The following is a 16647-nucleotide window of genomic DNA, read 5'->3' on the forward strand; positions in this document are numbered from 1 at the left end:
TGTGTTACGAGGAGCTCACCATGGTTAAATGGTCCCCCTTTTTTGCGCTTACCCTGTTCGGTGCATTACTCACGTCTACCGCGACCGCCGCGGACAATGATGTTTTGTATTTCTACAATTGGTCTGAATATATCCCTAATTCGGTTATCGAAGATTTCACCGATGAAACGGGTATTGAGGTGATGTACTCCACCTATGAGTCCAATGAGACCATGTATGCCAAATTGAAAACGCATCCTGAGGGCTACGATCTTGTGGTGCCGTCAACTTACTATGTCGCTAAAATGCGTCAGCAAGGCATGCTACAAAAAATCGACAAATCGCAACTCCAGCATTTTTCAGGTCTGGATCCGGTTAACTTGAACAAACCTTTTGACCCTAACAATGATTATTCTGTGCCCTATATTTGGGGAGCGACAGGTATCGGCGTTAACACCGACTTTATGGACAAAGCCGATGTCTCGAGCTGGGCTGATTTATGGGATCCCAAATGGCAAGGCCAACTGTTGATGATGGATGATGCCAGAGAGCTATTTCATATTGCCCTGCGAAAACTCGGTTACTCTTCCAACACCACAGATCCGGAAGAAATAAAAGCGGCCTATCAGTCACTTAAAACGTTAATGCCAAATGTATTGCTCTTTAATTCTGATTTTCCGGCTAACCCGTTTTTAGCGGGCGAAGTCACCCTAGGCATGCTTTGGAATGGCAGTGCCTACATGGCGCGTCAAGAAGGCGCATCGATCGACATGGTGTGGCCAGAAGAAGGCGCAATTTTTTGGATGGATAGCCTCGCGATTCCAGCGGATGCTAAAAACGTCGATGCCGCGCATAAAATGATCGATTTTCTCTTACGTCCGGAAAACGCCGCTAAGCTTGCCCTGCAGATAGGTTATCCAACGCCAGTGAAAGCCGCCTATCCGTTATTGCCTGCCGCGTTTAAAAATAACCCGCAAATTTATCCACCACAGTCGGTGATGGCTGCCGGCGAATGGCAAAACGATGTAGGTGACGCCAACCGACTTTATGAAGATTATTTTCAACGCTTAAAAGCCGGTATGTGATCCCGCGTGCTGTTCTAGACTGTCAGGGGCAAAGACGCCCCTGATTTATCGCTCAAGCGCCAGTATCTCATCCACCAGCTCAGGCACTAAAGTGCTTGCTTTGCCGTAGCGCCGTTCATCAAACTCGCTCTCAACCGCACTGGGTTCGAGGTTGATTTCAATTGTATGCGCGCCATGCATTGCCGCTTCATGCACAAAGCCCGCTGCGGGATACACTGCCCCCGATGTCCCTATAGAGATAAACAAATCCGCTTTATTTAACGCCTCATGGATTTTCCCCATGCCCCATGGCATTTCACCAAACCAAACAACATGAGGCCGCAAAGGTGCCGGCATTTGACAACAGTGGCAGTGGTCAGAAACCGAAATATCACCTTTCCAATCAATGGTTTGCTGAGAGTGACTACAGCGTGCCTTTAATAGTTCACCATGCATATGAATAATATGATGGGTGCCAGCTCGCTCATGGAGATCGTCAATATTTTGTGTCACCACCAGCACAGAGGCATGAGTTGTTTTTTCCAAGTAAGCCAAGGCGTTATGGGCGAGGTTTGGGCTCACTCCCGACTGTAATTGTCGACGGCGATCATTATAAAACTGCTGCACTAACGTTGGATTGCGCTCAAACCCCTCAGGCGTTGCAACATCTTCAATGTGGTGTTCTTCCCACAAGCCATCTTGATCACGGAATGTTTTTATCCCTGATTCCGCTGATATGCCAGCGCCGGTTAAAATTACGATGTGTTGATAAGGGAATGTCATACGCGTCTATTCTTGATAATTCATTAACCTACGCCATTTATACCACTCTCGCCTTTACCATTGAAGCATTGTGGTTTTAGACCTTAGTCGTTGACATAACTCACAAATAAGCGATGTAACGACTGGCTAGACCAATGCTTGGTACTGCTTGGGTTACAATGGCCGCTTATTTCTCGTATCTGTTACTCACTATGAATTTAGAACATTATTATTCTGAGCAAGATGGAAAACTGATTTTTACTCGCCAACAAGCGAGTGACTTTGCGAAACGCGTTGCCGGTGACTTTAACCCCATTCATGATACCGATGCGTCACGATTTTGTGTGCCGGGGGATCTGCTCCTTTCTATTTTGCTCGCAAAAACGGGGATCAGTGAGGAAATTGAAATTCAGTTTAATGGCATGATCAGTGCCAACACCCCTTTAACTATCGTTGAAACAGATGAGGAAGTCACTGTCGTCGACGATGATCAAAAGCGCTACCTAACAATGACTCGACGCGGCGCGGTGCGTCATGATCAGGCATTGGCGACCGAAATAGCGACTCATTATGTTCAGTTTTCTGGCAAGAACTTTCCCCACATCATGGTGCCACTGATGCGTGAGCAACAGATGATGATAAACACCGATCGCCCATTGGTGATGTATGAAAAAATGCGCCTAGCATTCGACGATTTATCGATTGCCTCTGCGCAAGTCGAGCTCTCCGATTCAGCAATGCATGTCAGCGGAAAACGAGGAAAAGTCGAGCTCGCCTTCGATTTTATCGTTAACGGCCAACGAGTCGGTCACGGATGCAAGACCATGGTAGCCAGTGGATTACGCCCCTATTGCGAAGCGGCAATTCAAGACCTGGTTGAGCGATTTAATCAGCGAAAAGACGCTTACAGCACCACATAGCCCCGTGACTTTCTAGTGTCCTATCGGCCCTGAAGCATCGCTAATCAGGGCCACTCACAGTGATGAACTCGCCCAGTGAATACTGATTCCCTAGAAGCCGTGCCAACTAGAAGCAGTGCTGAATGGCCAAATACTTATTGCGAATATGCTCAATCAATAAGCGTACCTTTTTCGGCGGTTGACGCGTAAACGGATAAACCGCGTAAATCCCTAGTTTTTTTCCCACTTGATCAGGGAACAGATCAATCAAATCCCCTTCGATTAAATCGTTATACACCAAACAGCGCGGCACATAAGCGATCCCATGACCACTCAACGCTCCCTGGCGCAATGCAATCGGGTTATCCGTAGACAGATTACCTGTCACTTTAATGACTTGATTTTTATGCTCGCCTTTAAACTCCCAATCACTCGCACCTGTGGTCTGATACGCGTATTGCAAGCAGTTGTGCTGTTTAAGCTCAATGGGGTGCTGAGGCCTGCCGTGGCGAGCAATATAGCCTGGTGCTGCACATACGACCCACTGAGAATCGAGAATATGGCGAGCGATAAGACTCGAGTCTTCCAAGTACCCTGTACGGATCACTAAATCGAAGCCTTCATCAATCAAATCGACAAAGCGGTTGTTCAAAGACATATCAATATTCAAGCCGGGATATTGACCACAAAACTCAGCGACCGCTTCGGCTAACAATAACTCACCCGAGATTTCCCTGCGCTTGCAGCGGTAGTGGTCGGCATGATGATCCAGTCAACCCCTGAGTCATTCGGCGCCGTGGGGACCCCCATTATCGTCGGGGTTAATAAAGGATTAGACAGTCATGCTATTGGTCAGACTCTCACCGCCAACGGCAGCGATTGGGCCACCTACTTGCAGGCAATTACCACGCAAGTCTCGTTTATTCATGCGGTGATCGGCACCCTTATGCCGCTGCTCATGGCTATGATGCTGACCCGTTTTTTTGGAAAAAATAAAAGCTGGAAAGAAGGCTTGGCGGTCGCGCCTTTTGCAATTTTTGCTGGTTTAGCCTGTACGGTTCCCTACGCGCTCACCGGCTGGCTGCTCGGCCCGGAGTTTCCATCACTACTCGGCGGGCTCGTCGGTATTGTGCTGGTCACGATAGCCGCGCGGAAAGGATTTCTTGTTCCCAAGACGCAGTGGGACTTTGATGATGAATCCACGTGGCCGACACATTGGCTAGGATCATTAAAAATGGACCTTAAAATCCAAGATAAACCCATGAGCATGGCAATGGCTTGGACACCCTATATACTATTAGCTGTCTTCTTAGTGATTAGCCGCGTCAGCCCAACCGTTAAAACCGCACTCACGGATGTGAGCTTAAGTTTCACCACTTTGTTTGGTGAAACGGGCATTAATGCCGCCATTCAGCCTTTATATCTCCCTGGGGGCATTCTGGCATTTGTGGCCTTACTCGCCGTCTTATTACAAGCTCGTCAATTAGCCCCACTAATAACAGCTGCACGCGAGTCGAGTAAAACACTGATCGGCGCCGGCTTTGTCTTGGTCTTTACGATTCCAATGGTGCGTATTTTTATTAACTCAGGCGTGAATGGTGCCGAACTCGTCAGTATGCCCGTGATGACCGCACGATTTGCCGCTGATCTGGTCGGCGATGGCTTCCCAGCGCTGAGTGCAACAATTGGCGCATTAGGTGCATTTATTGCCGGTTCAAACACCGTTTCGAACATGATGTTTAGTCAATTTCAGTTTGAAGTCGCACAGACCCTGGGCGCATCGACGGTGGTTGTCATTGCTCTACAGGCCGTTGGCGCGGCTGCTGGCAATATGATTGCAATACACAACGTCGTCGCCGCCTCTGCAACCGTTGGCTTACTTGGGCGAGAAGGCGCGACGCTCAGAAAAACGATTTTACCCACGCTGTATTATTTAATCGCGGCCGGCATTATTGGCATTATATTGGTGAACATACTGCAATTTGCTGATGTGCTCACTGTCGCGTAATCTCAATCCATCAGGCCGAGCGTCTCGGCCTGCATCACCACAAGCGGACCAGCTAGGCTGACCCCAGCCTTTGTAAACATGAAGGAAAGGAGCGCTTATGAATACCCCATCTCGTTTGTCGTCAACCCAGCAGCAAACTTTTCTCTCGACGTTGACGGACATCGTGGGTAAAGACAACCTCCTTACCGATAAAAGCCAAACCCAGCACTATCGCATGGGGTGGCGCTCTGGGGGCGGATCGGCACTGGCCGTGATCTTTCCAACCTCGTTAGTGATGCAATGGCGCGTGCTACAAGCTTGTGTTGCAGCCGATGTGGTCATGATTATGCAAGCGGCTAACACGGGGTTAACCGAGGGCTCTACGCCCAAAGGGGATGACTATGATCGTGATGTCGTTATTATCAACACCACCCGCCTCGACGGATTACAATTGATTGATGATGGCAAGCAAGTGATCAGTTTCCCTGGCACCACACTGCATCACTTAGAGAAAACGTTGCGTCCCCACCATCGAGCGCCTCACTCGGTCATCGGCTCGTCGTGTATTGGCGCCTCAATTGTCGGCGGCGTGGCGAACAACTCAGGGGGAGCGCTAGTGAAGCGTGGCCCAGCTTATACGGAATATTCGCTATTCGCGCAACTGACTGAACACGGTGAATTAGTACTGGTCAACCATTTAGGTATTGCCCTGGGTGACGACCCAGAAACCATACTCTCTCGTGTTGAAAAAGGGGATTACCGTCGCGAAGACGTTGTGTTTGACGACCGTAAAGCCTCCGCCCATGACTATGAGCACATCTTGCGTGATGTCGATGCCGACAGCCCTGCTCGTTATAACGCAGATAAACGTCGCCTGCATGAAGTAAGCGGGTGTGCCGGTAAACTCGCTGTGTTCGCTGTGCGACTAGACACCTATCCTATCCCTGAGCGCGAGCAAGTTTTTTATCTGGGTACCAATGATCCAGATGTCTTCAATACGCTGCGTCGCCGTGTACTGTCTGAATTGTCGCATTTGCCAGAGGTCGGTGAATACATGCACCGTGATGCCTTTAATATCGCCGAGCGTTACGGAAAAGACGTGTTTCTCGCGATTGGGCAACTGGGTACCGATTCAATCCCCAAGATGTTTGCCTTAAAAGCCCAGATCACCGCCTGGTTAGACAAAGTACCGCTGCTGCCTAAGTCCTTACCCGACAAAGTGATGCAGTATGCCAGTCAATTATTTCCTCAGCATTTACCCAAACGCATGTTGGCATTTCGCGATCGATATGAGCATCACTTGATCGTGAAAGCCTCTGACGAGGGCATTAATGAGATATCCGCCTTTTTAAGCCGCTTTTTTGCCGAGCACCCAGACAGTGACTATTTTGCCTGTAATGCGGATGAAGCCAAAAAAGCGATGTTACATCGTTTTGCCGCCGCCGGTGCAGCGATCCGCTATCACATTATGCACCACCGGGATAGTGAAGACATTTTGGCTCTCGACATTGCACTAAAACGTAATGAAACCGAATGGCAAGAACACTTGCCCGAAGAGATTGAACAAAACATAGTGACAAAGCTCTATTACGGCCATTTCTTCTGTCATGTGTTTCACCAAGACTATGTGATCAAAAAAGGCGCAGACGTGGCAGCAATCAAAGCTAAGATGCTGGCGCAATTAGAAACCCGCGGCGCGAAATATCCGGCAGAGCATAATGTGGGACACCTTTATGCGGCAGAGCCCGATTTAGCCAACTTTTATCATCAACTTGATCCAACCAACAGCTTCAACCCTGGGATCGGAAAAACCGGCAAGAAAAAGTACAGCACCGATTGCCAATGTCTTGACCATCAATTGCGGCCCCAACCTCGAATACCATGACCAAGACAGCAACATCCGGCTCATCGACAACCGCATCTCACTAACCGCCGAACAACAAGCGAGTCAAGTCGTGCCTAGAGCGCGACTTTTTCTCGTATAAAGCGGGCAAAACGTGGGATCCCTTTATCCGTCACGCCGTTATAACGTACGACAATGGTCTGTCCCTGCTCGGGCGGGCGTTGGCGCTGTTGATCGGTAAAACCAGAGCCAACGTTAAACACAGTGCCATCCGCCATCTGCACTTGGAGTGATCCCATCATTCCGGTCAAACGTCCCTGCCCCGGATTCATTCCCACCACAGACACATCGACTTCTTGGTACGCCTTAAGCTTGACCAAGCTATCAACGCGCGCGCCAAGGTATAAACTCTCTGGATGATGCAGCATCAGCCCTTCGCCACCAGCATCGGTGATTTGAGCCAAGCGATCGGCTAGTGCTTGGTCATTGGCCACCGGCTGCTGCTCAACCCACTGGATCACGTCGCCTCCTTGCTCGGCCAGACGTTTTAATGCCAGATAGCGCTCAGCAAAGGGGCCTGGATGTTGTGGAAGATCGAACACGTAAAAACCAATACGTTGCCAGTCACTGTCATTTGGCGTCTTATCAAGCACCGTTCGCAATACGGTTTGAAATTCACCGCGCCCAGCCCATAACTCCCCATCAAGGGGCTCATTAGGCAAGGCTGCCAGAAACGATTGCGGTGCATGAATGGGGTTCCCCTGGCGCGTCAACAGTTCCGTGCCGGTCCAGTAGGCCCGAATGCCGTCTAGCTTCTCACTCACCCAAAAGCCTTGATAGCTTTGTGACGCTAACTGCCCATCCACGCCGTGCATCAATGCCGGTGCCGATGGTGCACTCAATGATATGGCCGGGGATAGCACACAAGCAGAAAGCAAACCAATACTGAGCCGGTTAATATATCGCATCATTGTCCTCCTTATCGCATAAGGCTAAAGGCTAACCAAAATCTAAACCTAAGCGGTAAAAGGAAGATGGTTTTGGCAGTAAGCTAGCAACAGTTATTGTTCGGTAGTAAGGTTTGCAGTGCATCGTGATAACTGACTCGCGGGCTTTTTTATGCCTGGTGGGAAAAGGCATAGATGAAGGTGCCATTTTTGATCACATCAATCACGCGAGATGATAAATCAGTGGGTAATGCCGGGCATCCCCAACTTCGTCCAAGACGACCGCTTTGCTCAATCATGGCGGGATTGGCGTAGTCAGCACCGTGAATAACAATCGCCCGTTCACGCGCCTTATCATTCAAACCTTCAGAGAGGCCATCTAAGCGTAGCGAATAGCCGTGTTTGCCGTGATACGTTTCCGCAGCACGATAAATGCCGAGGGATGTTTGTCGCGAATTGACGCGATTAGAAAACGTCTTGGCATACAGATTCCCGCTATTCTTGCCATGAGAGACGTACGAACGAAAAAGGACATTACGCGTTTTGACATTAATCACCCAAAAGCGTTTCTCGGTCGACGGCTTACCATAATCAATCAACGTCATCACAGGTTTGGCACTGTGATGCTGGGAAAAGTGACGGTAGGCATCGGCAAAAGCGTGATAAGACACCTCTCCTTCAAGGCGAAGGGATTGATACAGCCCACTAACGTCATCTTTAAAACTGGCCAATACGGGATGAGAGATGCTCAACGTAAGTAAGCCCAACAGCCCAAGTCCCCAAGAGGGAAGAATGAATCGCATCATGATGTTCCTTATTTTGCCACTGCAATACAGGCTATCTAGTTAGCGTGCCCGTATTGACAAAAACAAAAACCGTGCCACAAAGACACGGTTTCATTATCTATTGATAGTTAAGTAATTTAATTAGCTCACCGCAGACCGACGTACACGCGCAAGTCGAAGGTGGCAGAAGGTTACCACAATCAAAGCGCAGCCATTGCGTTTTTGATCCGCTTATCAGACACCGGGTACGGGGTACCCAGTTGCTGAGCAAAGTAACTCACGCGTAGCTCTTCAATCATCCAACGAATCGCCTTCACCTCATCAGGCACCGGCTTTCCTTTTGGCAGCTTGTTATACAGCGTTTTATAGTCGTTCATGACCGACTCTATCTTGAGCATATGGTTACGATCGCGCGTCGGATCGACGGGTAATTTTTCTAGTCGACGCTCTATCGCCTTCATATAACGCAAAATATCCGGCAGCCTCTCCCAACCACAGTCGGTGGCAAACCCTTTGTATATCAAGCCTTCCAATTGCGCTTTAATATCAGACATAGCAAATGCCATCGACAAATCTACTTTGCCTTTCAGTTTTTTGTTGATAGTAAACGCATGCGTCAGGATTTGCTCAACGTGCTGAGCAATGTCGACCACTGTATCGCCTAGCTCTGCACGCACGGTTTCTTTTAACGACTCAAACTCGGCCTCTTCCCAAGTAAGGCCGCCGTGCTGAGCCATTAATTTATCGACGCCACAAGCAATACAATCATCGATTAAATCCAGCACACGCCCATAGGGGTTAAAGTACAGTCCCAGCTTTGATTTGTTGGGTAAATGTGCATGAAGATATTTAATCGGCGATGGCACATTGAGTAAAATCAACCGGCGCTGTCCGGCCTGCATCGCTTTTAGTTGCTGATCTTCCGTTTCAAATAAGCGAATGGCGACGCTGTCTTTTTCATCCACCAGTGCCGGGTAAGCCTTGACTTCAAAGCCATGTTTTTTCTGCTGATAACGCGATGGCAAACGGCCAAAGTGCCAATGCGTGATCCCTTGCTGCTCAATGTCATCATCTGCCACGTCCGACAAGGTGGCCTGAACCTGATCTTTGAGTAACACTTTAAGCGCGTTCAGATCTTCGCTTTCCGCGAGAGTTCGATTTTTATCATCGACGACGCGGAACTGCWACCGCAAATGCTCTGGCAGTTGGCTGAAGTTCCAGCTTTCACGCGCAATCGTCACCCCTGACATCTGCTTAAGGGCTTTTTCCATACTATCTAGCAAAGGCGCCTCTAGTGGCGTCACGCGCTGTAAGATTGCATCGGCATAGTTGGGTGCCGGGACAAAGTTACGACGTAACGGCTTAGGCAAGGATTTGATCAATGCGACAATCAGCTCATGACGCAGCCCCGGCACATGCCAATCAAAGCCCTCTTCAGATACCTGGTTGAGAATCGGTAACGGAATATGCACCGTGACCCCATCATGATCTTGCCCGGGTTCAAACTGATAACTGAGCTTGAGTTTGACGTTATCTTGATACCAAACGTTGGGATAATCTAACTCGGTGACATGGCTCGCATCACCTTGCAGCAGCATGGCTTTTTCGAAATTCAGTAAATCGGGATCGTCCTGACGGGCTTTTTTCCACCAGCTATCAAAGTGACGACCACTGACTACGCTGTGATCGAGACGCTGGTCATAAAAATCAAACAAGGTGTCATCGTCTGCCAAAATATCGCGGCGACGCGATTTAAGCTCTAGCTCTTCCACCTCCGCAAGCAGCTTTTGATTTTGACGGAAAAAGGCGTGCTTAGTCTGCCAGTCGCCTTCAACCAGCGCCGAGCGAATAAATAGTTCGCGGCTGAGCACAGGATCAATCGGGCCATAGTTTACTTTGCGGCTGGCAACAATCGGGATCCCGTATAAGGTCACTTTTTCGCTTGCCATGACCGCCGCCTGCTTCCGAGACCAATGCGGCTCACTGTAGGTGCGCTTAATCAGATGCTGCGCCAAGGGTTCGACCCACTCGGGTTGGATCCGCGCGGCAATTCGCCCCCATAATTTGGAGGTTTCGACCAGCTCGGCCACCATCACCCATTTAGGCTGTTTTTTAAATAAGCCCGATCCAGGAAAAATATGGAAACGCGCATTGCGGGCACCTTGGTAATCGTTCTTCTCTTGGTCTTTTAAACCAATATGACTCAACATGCCGGCGAGTAAGGCCATATGCACAGCCTGATAGTTTGCCGGCTCTTGATTAAACGCGCTGTTTTGCTCTTTCATTACCTGGGTTATTTGGTAGTGGACATCTTGCCACTCGCGTACACGCAGATAGTTGAGATAGTCTTTTTTACACTGCTTGCGGAACTGGTTATTCGACAGCAATTGTTGCTGCTCTTTCACGTAGCCCCACAGATTGACATACGCTAAAAAGTCAGATTCTTTATCGGCAAACCGGCGGTGCTGCTCATCGGCTTGTTGCTGTTTGTCCGCCGGACGCTCGCGCGGATCTTGAATCGCCAACGCGGCAGCAATCACCATCACTTCATTGAGTGCCCCATACTTAGGCGCTTCAATCACCATGCGCGCTAAACGCGGATCAATCGGAAGCTTGGCCAGGGTTTTGCCCACTCCCGTCAGCTGACGCTTGGAGGCCACTTGTCCGGGTTTAATTGCCCCCAGCTCTTCGAGTAAGCGCACACCATCTTTAATGTGACGGCTATCAGGTGGCTGAACAAACGGAARGGCTTGAATATCACCCAGACCGAGCGCCGTCATTTGCAAAATCACCGACGCCAGATTGGTTCGAAGAATTTCCGGATCGGTAAACTCAGGTCGACCTAAAAAATCGTCTTCGCTATAAAGACGAATACAAATCCCTTCTGACACACGCCCGCAACGGCCCTTACGCTGGTTGGCACTGGCTTGCGAAATTGGCTCAATGGGCAACCGCTGTACCTTGGTGCGGTAGCTATAGCGTGAAATGCGCGCCGTACCCGGATCAATCACATACTTGATCCCCGGGACCGTCAACGAGGTTTCTGCGACGTTGGTGGCCAGTACAATCCGTCGCCCAGAATGAGATTGAAAAACACGATTTTGTTCGCCGGCAGAAAGCCGAGCATAGAGCGGTAAAATCTCGGTATCCCGTAACTGGCGACGTTGCAAGTGATCGGCCGTGTCACGAATTTCTCGCTCACCATTCATAAAGATCAGAATGTCGCCTGGCCCTTCGGTGCAAAGCTCATCGACGGCTTCGCTAATCGCTTCAAGCTGATCGCGGTCGCTTTCATCGTCTTCAGCCAACGGACGATAGCGCACGTCAACCGGATAAGTGCGGCCAGACACCTCAATCATGGGGGCATTGTTGAAATGCTTAGAAAAACGTTCTGGGTCGATGGTCGCCGAGGTGATGATGACTTTTAAGTCGGGACGCTTTGGCAGTAACTCGCGCAAATAGCCGAGAATAAAGTCGATATTGAGGCTACGTTCATGCGCTTCATCGATGATAATGCAGTCATACTGATTGAGATAACGGTCATGCTGAATTTCTGCCAACAAGATCCCGTCAGTCATCAGCTTTACTTGAGTCGCATCTGACACCTTGTCGTTAAAACGCACTTTATAGCCGATACTACGGCCAAGCTCGACATCAAGCTCATCGGCAATGCGAGAAGCAACAGAGCGCGCCGCCAAGCGACGTGGCTGCGTATGACCAATGGTGCCTGCAACACCCAGCCCTAATTCCATACAAATCTTGGGTAGCTGAGTGGTTTTACCCGATCCCGTTTCACCGGCAATAATCACTACCTGATTGTTGGCAATAGCCTCGGCAATATCGTCTTTTTTCTGACTAACGGGCAATGCCTCAGGATAACTAATGGTGGGCGTGCTCGTTTGTCGTGATAAAAGGCGCTGCATGCTTTGCGCCATATCCGCGGCGATTTGATCGTAAACGGCCTGTTTGGCATCGTTTTTATTGATTTTCTGCGCACCGTAAATGCGTTTTTTAAAGCGAAAACGGTCTTGCAGCATACAATCGTTTAAGGCTGCAAATAGCGTGTCTGGCGTGTTGTGATGACGTGAACTCAAGGCGATTCCTGCTTACTGCTTAATCTTTTAAGGCGTTTATCAGTGTCACAGCCGATAAATAAGGTTGATTGGTGTCGCATCCTATCACAAAGTAAAAAGAATCAAACCTGCATAGGATTCGCGCCGTATTCTATGACAGACCGAAATGACGTCGCAGTAGGGAGAAGCGCCATGCTTAAACAACTATTTAGTAAATTAGAATCTGCCTTTGCGGCCGATCTGGGGCAACAGGGCGATCAGGCAGGCTTATCACGGCATCAAGCGATGGCTGGCCTGCTCAGTGAAGTCGCCATGGCGGATCATGATATTGATGAAAGGGAGAGAGAGACCAAGAAAGCACGGATCTGCCAACTGTTATCGCTTGAGACCACGCAAGCTGAATCGTTACTTGAGCAAGCACGACAACACAGTGAGCATGCAACGTCACTCTATGAATATACCGACAAATTACGCGATCTCGACCCGCAAACACGGATTTTGCTTATCGAAGCCATGTGGTCGGTGGCTTACGCTGATGAAAACATCGACCCCTTAGAGGAAGCCGTTATTCGAAAAACGGCCGAGCTACTTTATGTCGATCATGCTGACTTTATTCGCGCCAAATTAACGGTTATCGACAACGATGAGCGTGACTAGCAACGCGTGGTAGTTAACTCGTTCGCGCAGGCATAATCACGGGGCCATTTACCGTGGAGACTTGCTCAAGCGGGGTCGCAAACACCTCTGAAAGTTGGCGATCGGTTAACACCTGCCCAGGGTGCCCAGTGGCAACAAGGCGTCCCTGGTTAAGCAATAATACCTTATCGGCATGTACCAATGTCCGGTTGAGATCGTGATTCGCCATCACAATCGCAATGCCATAAGTTGCTGCCATCATGCTAATTTCTTGGTAGATGATTTCTTGTTGTGCCACATCAAGCCCAGTTGCCGGTTCATCCAGTAATAGCAGACACGCATGAGGGTTAAGTGACGGCAACACTTGCAACAAAGCGCCGGCGAGACGAACACGTTGCCACTCTCCTCCGGACAAGCTATCAATGCGCCGATGGAGTTTATCGGAAACAGCTAAACGCGAGGCGATATGATTCACCGCCTCATCACGTGCGCTGCCAGCCATTCGCTGTAAGCTTTGTCTTGGTAAGCTTTGTCCTTGTAAGCTTGGTCTCGGTAAGCTATCAAGCACCAGATTAAGGTATTCAAACACCGCCATGACGAACGCCGGACGTTGATGCTGCATCAGGTAGCCGCGCCACTGCGCCAATGTTTGCCGGGTTTGACCGCCGAGACGTTGGCTATTGATCGCGATGTGACCAGCCTCTGGCATCTCTAATCCCGAGAGAAGCTGTAACAAGGTACTTTTGCCACTGCCATTAGGCCCAATTAAATGCACCACCTGCCCGGCTTCAACGGATAGGGAAAGGGGGAAAAGCCGCGGCGGCAAACTCACATCTTGCGCATGAACCACCATTACCCCGCCCTCACTAACATCCAAATAAACAAAGGTGCACCAATCACACTGGTTACCACGCCGACAGGTAACTCCGCCGAGGGAATAATAAGCCGTCCAATGGTATCCGCAAAGACGAGCAATAATGCGCCGGCAAGCGCCGACATTGGCAACAAGTAGCAATTACGGCTGCCCAACCATAAGCGCAAATAATGCGGCACAATTAGACCAATAAAGCCGATCACACCGGCCGTCGCAACCGATACCCCAACCAGTACGCTCACGAGCACAATCAACTGCCAACGCAGCCGGTGAGTATCAAGTCCCAATTGCTGTGCTTGTTGGTCGCCAAGCATGAGTTGATCGAGTTTTTGCCCGTAGCGCCATAATAGCGCAATACAAGGTAACGTTATCGACAATATCGCAACATGCTCTAAACGCATGCCCGATAGGGATCCCATTAACCAAACCATTAATTGGCGTAGGTTAAAGTCGGTGCTGAAATAAAATGCCAATGTCACTCCCGAGCCGGCTAAGATGCTCAGGGCAACCCCCACCAATAAAATTCGGGACGTGGCTAATGCCCGGCGTGCCAACATCACCAATATCAAGGTAAAGGCACTGGCGCCTAGCATCGCAGCAATCGCCATATGCGAGCTTGATGCCCACGTAGGCGCAAGCAGTAATAATAAGACGACCGCAATGCTCGCCCCACCGGAGATCCCAAGCACACCCGGCTCAGCCAAAGGATTACCCAGCAATACTTGCAAGCTGGCTCCCGCCATCGCCAGCGACGCTCCTATCAATAATGCAGCTAACACCCGAGGCAAACGCAGCTGGATCAGCAGTTGTTGCGCCAATGGCGAATCGGGCGCGAGCGGATTAATCCAGAGCTCTCCCACACTCAGCGCCGCGCCACTGGCTAACAACAAAAGACAGGAAAAAAGACATAACGCGCGCCGCCAACGGATATGTTGGCGGGCGGTGAGTGATGACACTTGCATGGGTCGTTCGACCATCTATTCAGCACATAATAATGCAATGTACTTTACCGACTGAATCAACGGTTGAAAAGCGCTAACACCCAGCGTGTGGCAAGAGTACGCAATTACGCTGATGTTGTATTCACATACAAGGGCTGGTCGGCATCAGGGCGAAAAGGCGTGGCTAATAATCCAGCACGATGGCCAACCGGCACATTCGCATTGGGGAAGATCACGACCTCACCGTCTTGCTCAGCATGAGTGCTCATGCCTTCATCTGTGGCTAAGCATTCACCTTGCTGAAACGGCGTAAAGTTCTTCGCCGAAGATGAAAACGTCAGCGCAAACTGCTCGGTGTGTTTCGTCAACGTGCGTGTTACTCGATAAAAACGCATGGGTGTCAGTGTCGAGGGCAACGCAGTCTCGCTAAGGAGCGTGCGTAATGTCTGATTAAGCGGTGCATACTCACGCATGTCGTTCTCATACAGTGGCGCAACACGCCCCATTTCTAAGGTCGCCGCCAAGGCATCATGATGGTTGGCGCTGTACCAGCTGAATGTGGGGGATGGCGATTGTGACAGAACACTCGCATCCATTTGCGCATCGTTGAGCAAGGCCGCCAGTGGGCGTACATCCGTCGCTTTAGACGTCGTGGGGATCACGCCAAACATATAGTGGAAAGAGTCGCGAATAGCGCTGTGTAAATCTAAGTGCCAACGCTGCATTGACGCGGGCTGCGCCGCAAAAAAGTCACTGACTGCTTGCTGTAGCTGGTTTGCCAAGTGGTGTTCTTCGTTTTTTTCTTGATTCCAGCCACCAAAAAGACGGTTCAAGTTATCTTCAATAAACCGGGTATGGGCTTTAATGGCTTCTGCATGACCAATAATGAGCAGTAACGGCACCGTCGGAATCAATGCGCCACTGAGAATATCGGCCAGCAACCCGTCAATCAGCTCAATCGGTGCGGTTTCATCGCCATGGATTCCCGAAGATAAGACCACGCAACGCGATACCGTGGGGCTGTCAGGTTGGATGCGCACCACGCCGGGCATGTGGTGTGTGAAGGTCATAGACGACTGATGCCATTGGTCGGCTTGGAACGCGTGAGGCGCGGTCAGGGCGGCATCAATAAAGGCGCCTGGGCGTGCTGTCAGCATAATGCTTCCTTTTATTACAACTAGACAACAAAACGTTACAACGAGATAACTAATAACCCCAGTGTTTTATCCTGACAATGTGATCATGTATAGACAAATTAAAAAGCCGTGAGCCAAAGGCACACGGCTTTTTATTGTGGTGCTATCACCACCGACAAGTTGATATAGGCTTACTTTTCAACTTCTGCATTTTCAACTCGTGCTTTAAGTTTTTGGCCGGGTCGAAAAGTGACAACACGACGCGCCGTGATCGGAATATCTTCCCCTGTTTTAGGGTTTCGACCGGGGCGTTGATTCTTGTCTCGCAAATCAAAATTACCAAAACCGGACAGTTTGACTTGCTCGCCACTTTCAAGCGCTTTTCGTACTTCTTCAAAAAACACTTCGACTGTATCCTTGGCGTCCCGTTTGCTAATCCCGATATTTTCAAACAGGTTCTCAGCCAAATCGGCTTTCGTGAGCGCCATAGGTTTTCCCTCAAGAATTGTTTAACATATTGGCAATACCGCAGTATCGACACCGCCACTCTACACGTGGTCTACGCGTCTTTAGCCCTTGTATTATAGGAACATTCGAAAACCACTTAAAAACAAGTGTATGCCAACTGGCTGATTTGCGCCAACTTTTTTACATGAAAAAAAATAGCGCCATGTCCAAAAAATTGACCTTTTAAACCAATACGTTACACGTTTATCTGCCG

The 16647-nt window shown here is 49.7% G+C and carries 12 protein-coding genes and 2 pseudogenes; 5 read left to right on the forward strand and 9 right to left on the reverse strand.

The window, feature by feature from the left end; genetic code table 11:
- Nucleotides 1–20: 20 nt before the first annotated feature.
- Nucleotides 21–1064 carry an extracellular solute-binding protein gene (locus tag BZG77_RS12205; RefSeq protein WP_077647434.1) on the forward strand — a complete coding sequence of 348 codons (1044 nt, stop codon included), beginning with the start codon at nt 21–23 and terminating at the stop codon, nt 1062–1064.
- A gap of 45 nt (nt 1065–1109) precedes the next feature.
- On the opposite strand, the gene cobB is transcribed toward BZG77_RS12205, so the two are convergent.
- Nucleotides 1110–1826: a Sir2 family NAD+-dependent deacetylase gene (cobB, locus tag BZG77_RS12210; RefSeq protein ID WP_021023193.1), complete on the reverse strand. Its 717-nt coding sequence runs from the start codon at nt 1824–1826 to the stop codon at nt 1110–1112.
- 191 nt (nt 1827–2017) lie between these two features.
- On the opposite strand from cobB, the gene BZG77_RS12215 reads away from it, so the two are divergent.
- Nucleotides 2018–2725 carry a DUF3581 family protein gene (locus tag BZG77_RS12215; RefSeq protein ID WP_077647444.1) on the forward strand — a complete coding sequence of 236 codons (708 nt, stop codon included), beginning with the start codon at nt 2018–2020 and terminating at the stop codon, nt 2723–2725.
- A 106-nt stretch (nt 2726–2831) separates the two neighbouring features.
- Here BZG77_RS12215 and BZG77_RS12220 read toward each other — a convergent pair.
- Nucleotides 2832–3437: pseudogene (locus BZG77_RS12220) on the reverse strand (substrate binding domain-containing protein); the annotation flags it as partial.
- Between BZG77_RS12220 and BZG77_RS12225 the strand changes: the two are divergent.
- Both BZG77_RS12225 and dld read left to right on the forward strand, forming a co-directional pair.
- Nucleotides 3435–4712, forward strand: a pseudogene (locus BZG77_RS12225) (L-lactate permease); the annotation flags it as partial. The pseudogenes BZG77_RS12220 and BZG77_RS12225 overlap by 3 nt on opposite strands.
- Before the next feature lie 97 nt (nt 4713–4809).
- On the forward strand, nt 4810–6576 hold the full coding sequence (dld, locus tag BZG77_RS12230; protein WP_077647437.1) for a D-lactate dehydrogenase: 1767 nt from the start codon (nt 4810–4812) through the stop codon (nt 6574–6576).
- 74 nt (nt 6577–6650) lie between these two features.
- Here dld and BZG77_RS12235 read toward each other — a convergent pair whose 3' ends face one another.
- The 3 genes from BZG77_RS12235 to hrpA all read right to left on the reverse strand — a co-directional run bounded on the left by BZG77_RS12235 (nt 6651) and on the right by hrpA (nt 12303).
- Nucleotides 6651–7505 (reverse strand): DNA ligase, encoded by an 855-nt coding sequence (locus tag BZG77_RS12235; RefSeq protein WP_077647438.1) that lies wholly within the window; start codon nt 7503–7505, stop codon nt 6651–6653.
- 146 nt (nt 7506–7651) lie between these two features.
- The gene (locus BZG77_RS12240; RefSeq protein WP_108743989.1) at nt 7652–8287 is read right to left on the reverse strand and encodes a murein L,D-transpeptidase catalytic domain family protein; all 636 of its coding nucleotides are present in this window, start codon (nt 8285–8287) and stop codon (nt 7652–7654) included.
- A gap of 179 nt (nt 8288–8466) precedes the next feature.
- Entirely contained in the window at nt 8467–12303 is a 3837-nt protein-coding gene (hrpA, locus tag BZG77_RS12245; protein WP_241844152.1) for an ATP-dependent RNA helicase HrpA, read from the reverse strand.
- A gap of 228 nt (nt 12304–12531) precedes the next feature.
- On the opposite strand from hrpA, the gene BZG77_RS12250 reads away from it, so the two are divergent.
- Nucleotides 12532–12996, forward strand: coding sequence for a tellurite resistance TerB family protein (locus BZG77_RS12250; protein WP_077647441.1), 465 nt, complete (start codon nt 12532–12534; stop codon nt 12994–12996).
- 13 nt (nt 12997–13009) lie between these two features.
- Here BZG77_RS12250 and BZG77_RS12255 read toward each other — a convergent pair whose 3' ends face one another.
- The 4 genes from BZG77_RS12255 to ihfA all read right to left on the reverse strand — a co-directional run bounded on the left by BZG77_RS12255 (nt 13010) and on the right by ihfA (nt 16414).
- Nucleotides 13010–13828, reverse strand: coding sequence for an ATP-binding cassette domain-containing protein (locus BZG77_RS12255; RefSeq protein ID WP_077647442.1), 819 nt, complete (start codon nt 13826–13828; stop codon nt 13010–13012).
- The gene (gene btuC / locus BZG77_RS12260) at nt 13828–14811 is read right to left on the reverse strand and encodes a vitamin B12 ABC transporter permease BtuC (RefSeq protein ID WP_077647445.1); all 984 of its coding nucleotides are present in this window, start codon (nt 14809–14811) and stop codon (nt 13828–13830) included. The genes BZG77_RS12255 and btuC overlap by 1 nt, the downstream gene beginning before the upstream one ends.
- A 104-nt stretch (nt 14812–14915) precedes the next feature.
- On the reverse strand, nt 14916–15947 hold the full coding sequence (locus BZG77_RS12265) for a succinylglutamate desuccinylase (protein ID WP_077647443.1): 1032 nt from the start codon (nt 15945–15947) through the stop codon (nt 14916–14918).
- A gap of 170 nt (nt 15948–16117) precedes the next feature.
- Nucleotides 16118–16414, reverse strand: coding sequence for an integration host factor subunit alpha (ihfA, locus tag BZG77_RS12270; protein ID WP_077460508.1), 297 nt, complete (start codon nt 16412–16414; stop codon nt 16118–16120).
- Nucleotides 16415–16647: the final 233 nt, after the last annotated feature.

This window comes from Salinivibrio sp. IB643 (assembly GCF_001996105.1).
GTDB classification, from domain to species: Bacteria; Pseudomonadota; Gammaproteobacteria; order Enterobacterales; family Vibrionaceae; genus Salinivibrio; species Salinivibrio costicola.